Source organism: Poinsettia branch-inducing phytoplasma str. JR1 (assembly GCF_000309465.1).
In the GTDB taxonomy this organism is placed as follows: domain Bacteria; phylum Bacillota_I; class Bacilli_A; order Acholeplasmatales; family Acholeplasmataceae; genus Phytoplasma; species Phytoplasma pruni.
In genome coordinates, this window is record NZ_AKIK01000006.1 from 1 (window position 1) to 10853 (window position 10853).

The 10853-nt window shown below is 28.9% G+C and carries 8 protein-coding genes; all 8 read left to right on the forward strand.

Annotated features, from left to right (window positions below):
- The first annotated feature begins 195 nt into the window (after positions 1–195).
- The 8 genes from asnS to thrS all read left to right on the forward strand — a co-directional run bounded on the left by asnS (position 196) and on the right by thrS (position 10624).
- The gene (gene asnS / locus ON17_RS00190; RefSeq protein ID WP_026071973.1) at positions 196–1590 is read left to right on the forward strand and encodes an asparagine--tRNA ligase; all 1395 of its coding nucleotides are present in this window, start codon (positions 196–198) and stop codon (positions 1588–1590) included.
- 46 nt (positions 1591–1636) lie between these two features.
- Complete coding sequence (locus tag ON17_RS00195) at positions 1637–2731, forward strand: ABC transporter ATP-binding protein (RefSeq protein WP_017191451.1); 1095 nt, start codon at positions 1637–1639, stop codon at positions 2729–2731.
- Positions 2732–3661 carry a carbohydrate ABC transporter permease gene (locus tag ON17_RS00200; protein WP_017191452.1) on the forward strand — a complete coding sequence of 310 codons (930 nt, stop codon included), beginning with the start codon at positions 2732–2734 and terminating at the stop codon, positions 3659–3661.
- A 176-nt stretch (positions 3662–3837) separates the two neighbouring features.
- Positions 3838–4608, forward strand: coding sequence for a carbohydrate ABC transporter permease (locus ON17_RS00205; RefSeq protein WP_261974238.1), 771 nt, complete (start codon positions 3838–3840; stop codon positions 4606–4608).
- 121 nt (positions 4609–4729) lie between these two features.
- The gene (locus ON17_RS00210) at positions 4730–6178 is read left to right on the forward strand and encodes an extracellular solute-binding protein (RefSeq protein WP_261974239.1); all 1449 of its coding nucleotides are present in this window, start codon (positions 4730–4732) and stop codon (positions 6176–6178) included.
- Positions 6179–6265: 87 nt separating this feature from the next.
- Positions 6266–7234 (forward strand): DHH family phosphoesterase, encoded by a 969-nt coding sequence (locus ON17_RS00215; RefSeq protein WP_017191455.1) that lies wholly within the window; start codon positions 6266–6268, stop codon positions 7232–7234.
- Positions 7235–7259: 25 nt separating this feature from the next.
- Complete coding sequence (gene mnmE, locus ON17_RS00220) at positions 7260–8630, forward strand: tRNA uridine-5-carboxymethylaminomethyl(34) synthesis GTPase MnmE (protein ID WP_017191456.1); 1371 nt, start codon at positions 7260–7262, stop codon at positions 8628–8630.
- A gap of 68 nt (positions 8631–8698) precedes the next feature.
- Entirely contained in the window at positions 8699–10624 is a 1926-nt protein-coding gene (thrS, locus tag ON17_RS00225; protein ID WP_017191457.1) for a threonine--tRNA ligase, read from the forward strand.
- Positions 10625–10853 lie beyond the last annotated feature (229 nt).

Here is a 10853-nt window from a genome sequence, read left to right on the forward strand (position 1 = left end):
TTTTTAGTTTTATTTTCTTTTTTATCTATTTATGCATTATTTTAATAATTATTGATAAAATGATTCTTTTCCATGTAAACATTATAATTTGATTTGAATAAAAAATATGATTTGATGATTTTATTAATATTCTGATAAAGAATTAAAACAATTTTTAAAATATTAATAATTATTTTATTGGCGGGAGCTAAAAAAATGTGTTCTGTTAAAGATATTTATACCGATTACGCTCTTTATTTAAACAAAAAGATCATCATTAATGGTTGGATAAAAAACGGTCGTTTTCAAAAAAAGTTTGTTTTTATTGATGTAAATGATGGCACTTTTGTAGATGACTTGCAAATAGTTTTAAAAGAATCTGAAGGGATTGATTTAAACAAGATTAAAGACTATTTGACGATAGGAACTGCTGTAAAAGCGGAAGGTGTTTTGGTCGCTACTCCTCAAGCTAAAAAACCTTTTGAATTGTTAGTTTCTCAAATACATATTTTAGGCAATAGTTCTTATGAGTATCCTATTCAACCTAAAAAACATTCTAAAGAGTTTTTACGCACAGTGGCTCATCTCAGATTAAGAACTAATCTCTTTGGGGTAGTTTTTCGCCTTCGTAACACAGTTTCTATGGCTATTCATCATTTTTTTCAACAAGAAGGATTTATTAACGTGCATACACCCATCTTAACTGGTAGCGATGGCGAAGGAGCGGGTCAATTATTTCAAGTTACAACCTTGGATTTAAACAAAGCCCCTTTAAACGCCAATAAACAAATCGATTATAAACAAGATTTTTTCGGACAACCGGCTTATTTAACTGTAACGGGTCAATTAGAAGCTGAAGCTTTCGCGACCGCTTTTAGTAAAGTTTATACTTTTTCCCCTACTTTTAGAGCGGAAAATTCTCATACTCAACGACATATGTCTGAATTTTGGATGGTAGAGCCAGAAATGGCTTTTTATGATTTAGGACAGAATATAGCAATGGCTCAAAAAATGCTCCAAAGTGTGATTTCTTATTCTTTAGAAAAGAGTCAAAAAGATTTTGAATTTTTAGATCAAAACGTCGAAAACGGTTTAATTCAAAGATTAACTACTATAGCTACTTTGGAAAAATTTCCACAAATAACGTACGAAGAAACAATTAATCTTTTATTAAAAAGTAAAGTAAATTTTGAACAAAAACCTTTTTATGGTGGCGATTTAGCTACAGAACATGAAAAATATTTAACGGATACGGTTTTTAAAGCGCCTGTTTTTGTGATCAATTGGCCTAAAGAGATTAAAGCTTTTTACATGAAAAATAATCCTGATAATAAAACAGTGGCTGCTATGGATCTTTTAGTCCCTAAAGTAGGCGAATTAATTGGCGGTTCACAAAGAGAAGAAAACTTAGAAGTTTTGAAAGCTAAAATAAAAGCTTTTAATATTTCCCAACAAGACTTAGAATGGTATTTAGATCTACGTCGTTTCGGCACATGCGTTCATTCCGGTTTCGGCTTAGGTTTTGAAAGGCTAATGCTTTATTTAACTGGTTTAGACAATGTTAGAGATGTAATTGCTTTTCCAAGAGTACCGAATAATATTTCTTTTTAACTTTAATAAAAACAAAATCAAAAAAGGATAATAATAAAAAACGATCATGGGAATTATAATGAAAAATGTTTCCAAAATTTTTACAAATCAACAAACTAAAAAACAAACTTATGCAATTAAGGACTTAAATTTAGAAATTAAAAAAGGCGAATTAGTGAGTCTTTTAGGGCCTTCCGGTTGCGGTAAATCCACTATTCTTTATATGATTGCTGGACTTTTAAAAGCGAACGAAGGGGAAATTTTTTTTGGAGATCAAAATGTGACCCATCTTCCTCCTGAAAAAAGAGGAGTAGGTTTGGTCTTTCAAAATTACTCATTATACCCACATATGACAGTGAAACAAAATATTATGTTTCCTTTGCAAAATTTAAAAATACCTAAAGAAGAAATACAAGAAGAAGTAGACAGAATAGCGGTTTTAACTTCTGTAGAAGAATATTTAGATAAAAAACCAGGAGAACTTTCTGGCGGTCAACAACAAAGAGTCGCTATCGCTCGTGCTTTGATTAAAAACCCTAAAGTGCTGTTATTAGATGAACCTTTATCTAATTTAGATACTAGATTACGTTTTCAATTGAGAGACGAAATTAGAAGAATACAAAAAAAGACCAAAATTACTGCTATTTTTGTCACACACGATCAAGAAGAAGCGATGTATATGAGTGATAAAATATATGTGATGAATAAAGGTTATATCCAACAAACAGATGTTCCTAGAGAAATTTATAACAATCCTGCCAATTTATTTGTAGCCTCTTTCTTAGGTGTTCCTCATATTAATATTTTTAACGGTACTATAAATAATGGCGAGGTTAAAGTTGGCGATACCGTACTTTTTAATAAATCAGAATTAAAAGGGCAAAAAAAAGACGTTCATATAGCTATCAGACCAGAAGGTTATATTTTAGATGAAAAAGGTCTTTTTGAAGTTCAAGGGATAGCGATTGAAAGTCTCGGCAGAGAAACTGTTTTATTAGCTAAAAAACCAGAATCTTTACATAAAATTTTTCAAATTATCATCCCTACTTATAAACAAAAAGAATTGGATTTCGCTCATATTAATAAAACCACCATTCGTTTTAACATTATGGAACATAGATGCTTTGTTTTTGATCAAACTAATGGTAGTAGGATTTTATAAATGTTAGAAATTGCAGGTCACAAACAAAATAAACATTGGTTTTATTTAGCTCCTACTTTAATCACTTTAACTTTGTTTTCTTTTTTTCCTTTAATTAAAAATATCATTATTTCTTTTAACGGTGATTACCAAAAATTTAGTGATTCTTTTAGTAAAACGGAATTATTAAGTTTCAATAATTATGCTAAAGTGCTTCGAGATGTGGAATTTCGTTACTCTCTTAGGAATACTTTAGTTTTGGTTCTTTTAACAGTCCCTATTTCTTTAACCTTTTCTTTAGTTATCGCTTTAGCTTTGAATAGTGTTTATAATCATTATTTAAAAGATTTTTTTAAAACTTTTTTCTTTTTGCCATTACTCGCTAATACGGTTATTATGGGTATGATTTTTAGTTCCTTTTTTTACCACAATAACATCTCTTCTATTAATAAGCCGGAAGGTTTATTTAATAATTTTTTAAGTCTTTTTGGCATGAAACCTAAAAATTGGATTAATATTTCTGCTCCTTATATAAATAAAATGTTTGTTATTATTTTTTATAACATATGGCACAGACTACCTTTTAAAATTTTTGTTTTCGTATTGGCTTTACAAGATATTAATAAATCTTATTATGATGCTGCTAAAATTGATGGGGCATCCAAATGGCGCATTTTTACTAAAATAGTATTGCCTTTATTGGCTCCAGTACTTTTTTATCAATTTATTATTGAATTATTGACAATCATGAAAGAATATGAAACTGTTGTCGGAGTTTTCGGTAAAAACGCTGATTATAAAATTCAAACTATTGTGGGTTATATTTATTCTCAAATCAATAGCCCTAATTATAATTCTTATTCTAAAGGCGCAGCAGCAGCTGTTATATTATTGTTTTTTTCCGTTTTATTTACGACAATTAGCTTTGTATTACAAAAAAGAAAAAAATAAATTAACGAAAGTAGATAGCGAAAAAAGAAAAAATGAGTAAAATAAAATCTTTTTTGAAAAACACATGGGAAAAAATACAAAAATTCAAATTGAAGCACAAAATTAATTTTTTTTCCATTATGAAATTTAGTTTTTTGTTTTCAGTTCTTCTGTTTTTGACCTTTCCTTTTTATGTGATGGTTATTACATCTTTAAAAAATAAAGCCGATATTGACGCCAATAACGCTTTAATGTTACCTCAAAGTTGGGAATGGAGAAATTATCAAGAAGTTTTTCGAATACCAAATTTTAAATTTATTAAATACTTTTTAAACACTTTATTGATGGTTATCATTTCTACCACTTTAGGAACTTTATTCGCTGTTTTGGCAGCTTTCGCTTTGAGTATTTTGACTTTCCCTTTCAAAAAAACTATTGTCGCTCTTTTATTTATAGCATTGATGATTACCAGTGAAACCTTAGTATTAACTAATTTCCGTACTATAGCTAAATTGGGGATGATTGATACTGGCAACGGCGCTTCCTTCCCTTTAGGGGTCACTTTCGCTATGGTGTTACCTTATTTAGTTAACGTGATTCATGTCTTTTTAATTATGCAGGCTTTTCAACGCGTTCCTAAAGAATTATATTATACTTCTAAAATAGATGGTACTACTGATTGGGAATACCTTTGGAAAATATTAATTCCCATCACTAAATCTTCAATTATTGTGACTGTTATTTTTAGAACAGTAGCGGCTTGGAATGCTTATTCTTGGCCAGAATTAGTAGGAGGTCAATTATTAACTAATATGATAAGAAAAACATTTGACGGAGAAAGTGGTATCGATCAGTTGCATCTACAAATGGCGGTTTCTGTTTTAATTAATTTACCATTATTATTAATTTTTATTTTTTCAAAAAAATACATTATATCTGGGGAAAATAAAAGTGGCATCAAAGGATAATTTTAAAAAAAATATTTTATTTATTGGTTTATTTTTTTTGTCAATCTTTATATTGATTTATATTGCCAATTTGTTCGCTTCACCTAAGGATAAAAATTTTTATCAAAAAGAATATGATGATTTGAAAGTTTTAGTCGAAAAAAAGTTTAAAAAAGCAGATCAACAACAAAAATATTTCGAAGATCTTGATAAAAAGGTAGAAATTGTTTTTTGGCATAATTTATACCCAGAAGAAAAAGAGGTTTTAGATAAAGTTATTAAACAATTTGAAAAAAAATATCGTAGCATTAAAATTAAAGAAGTTAATAAATCAAACTGGGGTAATATCGCTAAAAGCGTAGCTAACGCATTGCCGGTTAATAAACAACCTAATTTAGTTTTTTCGTATCCCGATCATGTGGAATTTTATTCTAAATCTCATAAGGTAGTGCCTTTAGATATTTTTATGCAAGGAGATGATAAAAAAATTGAAGATCAATTTTACAAAACTTATTTGAAAAAAAATACATTAGAACATGGATATGACGGAGGAGAACATTATTACAGCTTCCCTTTTAGCAAAACAACTGAAACACTTTTCTATAATAAAGATATGTTTAAAGAATGTCGCAACGATTTAAACCATGCACTTCAAGACGAAGTCATCAATGAAGATGGCGTTATTTGCCCAAAAGATAAATCAAAAGGCTTAACTTGGAAACAATTAGAAATCATTGCTGAAAAAATGAAAGAATTAAAAAAAAACATAAACGGCTTTATTCCGATAGTGCTCGGTAGCGAAGCCAATTTATTGAATACTGCTTTTCAACAATCGGGAATAAAATTTCCAAAAAATCAAAAAGAAGCTGAAGAATTTTTAAGAGGAGAAAAAGTACAACAAGTCATCAAATATTTTAAAGAAAAATTTTATAATACAGGTTATATGACTACTTCGAAAATGAACGGTGAACAAAAAGCTTTAGATATGTTTTGTCAAAAAAAGAGCAGCATTTTGATTGAATCTACAAGATTGGTTCATAAAGTTCAAGAAAGCGATTTGAAAAATGTAGGTTTATCAACGGTTCCTTTGTTAACGTTAATGGAAGGAGAATATAAATATAAAAATGTGATACAAGGCGCTAATATAAATATGTTTTATTCTTCTGAAAAAGATGAAATGTTAGCTTCTTGGTTATTTTTAAAAACCTTAACTTCTCAAGACAACCTTATTAACTTGTTAAACGCTAAAGGCGGTTTAAACATCACAAGAAAAGATATTTTTAAAAAAGTGAAAGACAAAATAAATGATCCTTCTAACCTTGATCCAATAACTATGGAACCAAATACCCTTCATTTTATTTCTTTACAATATGCCTACGATAATCAAAATGCCTACAATAATCAAAAAACAGACGATGAACAAGAAGACAAAATGTTTTTTGAAACACCTATTTTTCCTAATTCAAACTTTTTACGAACTGTTTTAGCCGAATTATTTACTTATGCATTAGCTATTGATCAAAGTATAACAGAGGACGCATTGAAAAAAGAAATCAAATCTTTATGCGCGCACAAGCTGCTACAAGAATAGAGACTAATTAATCTTACATAAAAAAACATTAATCATTAATGATAAGTAATTACAAAAAACAATGAAAGGGAGACGCTCATAAGCATAATGGATTTTATTAAACAACAAATTATTAATTTTGATACCATTATCATTCACGGACACAAAAGACCGGATGGAGATTGTTACGGTTCTCAATTAGGTCTTAAAGATATTATTCAAGAAAACTATCCTCATAAAAAGGTTTATGCCGTAGGAGAGATTAATCCTAACATGGCTTTTTTAGGAGACATGGATTCTATCACAGATGAAACTTACCAAGACGCTTTATCAATCGTGGTTGATTCTGGTAACGCTAATATTATTAGTGATCAAAGATATAAATTAGGTAAAATGATTATCCAAATAGATCATCATTTATCAGCAGAAAAGTATGGCGATTATCATTATCAATGGGTAGAACCTCGATTCGCTTCTTGTTCAGAAATGATTTATACTTTTAAAGAATATCATAACTATAAAATAAGTCTTAAAGGAGCGATGCCGATGTATGTAGGAATGGTAACTGATACCGGCAATTTCCGTTTCGATAGGGTAACGGATAAAACTTTACAAATGGCTTCAGAATTGTTGCAATTTGAATTTAACGCTTTTGAGATAGATAAAAAAATCAACACGCAAAGTTTACAAATGTTAAAATTAAAAGGTTATATTTGTGAAAATTTTATCGCCGAAGATGGTTTAATTTATATTCAAATTTCACAAGAAATCATTAAAAAATTTAACTTTAGTATTGATGAAATTTTTTCTATGGTTAATATTTATAGTAATGTTGCAGATTATCCTGTTTGGGCTTTTATCGTAGAGATGTCTAGTCAAGAATGGAAATTAAGCATCCGTTCTGCCGGCCCTAAAATTAACCATATTGTAAGTAAATTTGGTGGCGGAGGACATTTAAGAGCTTGTGGTGCTTTTGTGAAATCTCAAGAGAATATTGATGAAATAATTAATTCATTAAAACAATCCATCAAAGAGTTTAAACAAGAAGAAACCCTTAACATAAGTACAGAAAGTTAATAAATAAAAAAAGTGTGGTGAAGCCATGTACGAAGAAACTATTGCTGCTATTTCCACTCCTTTAGGAACGGGAGGAATCAGCATTATCAGAATCAGCGGTACTAAAGCGATCGAAAGTATAGACCAAATTTTCAAAAGCCCTAAAAAACATTTTACTTTAAAAGAAGTTCCTTCTCATACTATTCATCATGGTTACATTCTAGACCATAAAAGCGATATTTTAGATGAGGTTTTAGTATCAGTTTTTAAAAAGCCTCATTCTTTCACTGGTGAGGATGTAATAGAAGTGCACGGGCATGGTGGTATTTTAATTACTCAACTATTATTGGAAAGAATTTTATCCTTAAACATTAGAATAGCTGAACCAGGCGAATTTAGTAAAAAAGCCTTTTTAAATGGTAAAATAGATTTAATACAAGCAGAATCTATTATGGATTTAATTCATGCTCAAAACGAAAATGCTGTTAAATTATCTCATCTAGGTTTACAAAAAAAAACGTCTGAACTCATAGAAAATCTAAGTAAAGATGTTTTAAGTTTAATCGGTAAAATCGAAGTTAACATTGATTATCCTGAATACGAAGATATTCAAATGATGACTAATGAGATTATTTTACCAGAAGTTCATCGTTTAATTAAAAATATGCAAGATATTTTAGATCATTCTGTAACAACGCGTTTTTTAAAAGAAGGTATTAAGACTTTAATTATTGGCAAACCTAATGTGGGTAAATCGAGCTTATTAAACGCTATTTTGGACGAAAAAAGAGCAATTGTTTCTGATATAGCTGGAACTACTAGAGATTTTTTAGATGTGCATGTTAATATTAAAGGCGTTTCTTTAAATTTAATTGATACTGCAGGCATTAGAGAAACTGATGATCCTTTAGAAAAAATGGGCATTTTACTGTCTAAAAAATTCTTCAAAGAGGCGGAATTGGTTTTATTATTATTAGATCAAAGTAGTCCTTTAAGCCAAGAAGATAAAGAATTACTAGAAATGACTAAAAACCATCCACGCATTTTAATAGGCAGTAAATCAGATTTACCTTCTGAAATGAATTCTTCTTTTTTAGAAGAAGAAATTGTTTTGATTTCTAACATCACCAAAGAGGGGATTGAACAACTCAAAGATAAAATTTTAAAAACTTTTCAATTAGACCTGATTGAAGAGAAAAACTTTAATTATTTATCTAATTCTAGACATATCCAACAAATGAAAAATGCTTTGCAAGCTTTAAAAAATGTTATTATAGATATTGATAAAAAAATTCCGATAGATATTCATATTATTTCTTTAAAAGAAGCTTATGAGGCTTTAGGATCTATTGTAGGAAACAATATTAATGAAACCTTAATGGATGAATTGTTTTCTAATTTTTGTTTAGGAAAATAGTTCTTTTAAACAGGTTTTTATGTATAATTTATAGCATTGAATAAAAGAAAGGACTAGATTTTAGCTTTATGATTAAAATACGTTTTAATAATGATGTAATAGAATCTTTTTCTAAAGGAATTACTCCTGTTGAAATCATTCAACAACAAAATTTAAATTTTGCTACTAAACCGATAGCCGCTTTATTTAACGAAAAAGCGATCGAGTTGAACCGTCCTTTAGAAGAAGATGGCACTTTAGAAATCATGATAGAAAAGCATGAAAAAAGTTTGGAAATTTTAAACCATAGTACCGCTCATTTAATGGCCCAAGCGATTAAAAGGCTTTATCCTGAAGCTCTTTTTGTTGTCGGCCCAACCATTAAAGAAGGTTTTTATTATGATATCGATTTTCAAAATTCAGTCGTTTCGGAGAATGATTTTGCGACAATCGAAAAAATGATGCAAACTATTTCACAAAAAAAATTAGCTATTGTGAGAAAAGAAGTTAGCTACGAAGAAGCAGAAAAGTTATTTGCTGATAATATTTATAAACAAACTATATTAAAAAATATTAAAGACCCTATTTTAAGCGTTTATACTCAAGGTGAATTTACTGATCTTTGTCGCGGCATCCACATGACTAATACTAAATTTATCAAACATTTTAAATTGTTAAAAACATCTGGTTCCTATTTTCAAGGCAGTGTTAAAAATAAAGCTTTAACAAGAATTTATGGTATTTCTTTCTTTAACAGGCTAGATTTGAAAAATTATTTAAATTTATTATTAGAAAGAAAACAAAGAGACCACAAAAACATAAATAAAGAACAAAATTACTTTATGTTGTCTCCTGAAGTGGGAGCGGGTTTGCCTTTTTGGTTACCTAAAGGCGCTACTATACGTCGTATTTTAGAAAGATATATTGTGGATAAAGAATTATCTTATGGTTATCAACATGTTTATACTCCTATTATAGCTAATACTAAATTATACGAAGAATCAGGCCATTTAGAGCTTTATAAAGATAATATGTTCCCTATTATGGAATTAAAAAAAGAAGAAAAATTGGTTTTAAGACCGATGAATTGTCCTCATCATATGATGATTTTTAAACAACAATTACGTAGTTATAAAGATTTACCTCTTAAAATCGCTGAATTAGGAATGATGCATAGATACGAACATTCTGGAGCCGTTTCGGGTTTGCAAAGAGTAAGAGAAATGACCTTAAATGACGCTCATATTTTTATCACTCAAGAACAAATTAAAACCGAATTTGTGAAAATTATGAATTTAATTTTTGAAGTTTATAAAGATTTTAATATTACGGATTATTTTTTCAATTTAAGTATTAGAGATCCAGAAAATAAAGATAAATATTTTGATGATGATAATATGTGGCATAAATCTGAATCTATCTTAAAAGAAATTTTAAATGGTTTAAGCATCAAATATAAAGAGCAAAAAGGTGATGCTGCTTTTTATGGTCCTAAATTAGATGTCCAAGTTTTAACCGCTTTAGGCAATGAGGAAACCTTATCCACTATTCAATTAGATTTTCTGTTACCACAAAGATTTAACTTAACTTATATTGGTGAAGATAGTAAAGAACATGCTCCTATCGTGATCCATAGAGCAGTTATTTCCACAGTAGAACGTTTTTTAGCTTATTTAATTGAACAAAATAAAGGTGTTTTTCCTTTATGGTTAACCCCTTTACAAGTTGTTTTAATACCTGTTAACGCTCAATTACACTTAGAACATACTAAAAAAATACAAGAAATTTTATTGAAACATAATTTAAGAGTAGAAATTAACAATAAAGAAGCTACTTTAGGATATAAAATTAGAGAATCTCAAAAAGCCAAAATTCCTTTCCAAATTGTTATTGGCGATCAAGAGTTAACTAGCAATCGTTTGACTTATAGAGAATACGGTGATAATAAACAAAATAACGTTTCTGTGGAAGAATTTGTTTCGATGTTAAATGATAAAATTCAACAAAAAAAATAATTTATTTATTTTGAAAAAAGAAATGAAAAAAATTCGCCGCAAGGTGCAAATCATAATTAAACCATCTTTAAGGATGATTTTTTCTTTGTCTTAAACCAAAGTATAGAAATAAAAAAGAGACCTAATATGGTCTCTTTGTTTTGCAAATATTGTTGATGTATTGAAACCCTTTTTGGGTTTTAAAATTAATAATTAATGAAGTTGTTGAACTATTTGTTCTAATTGTTCT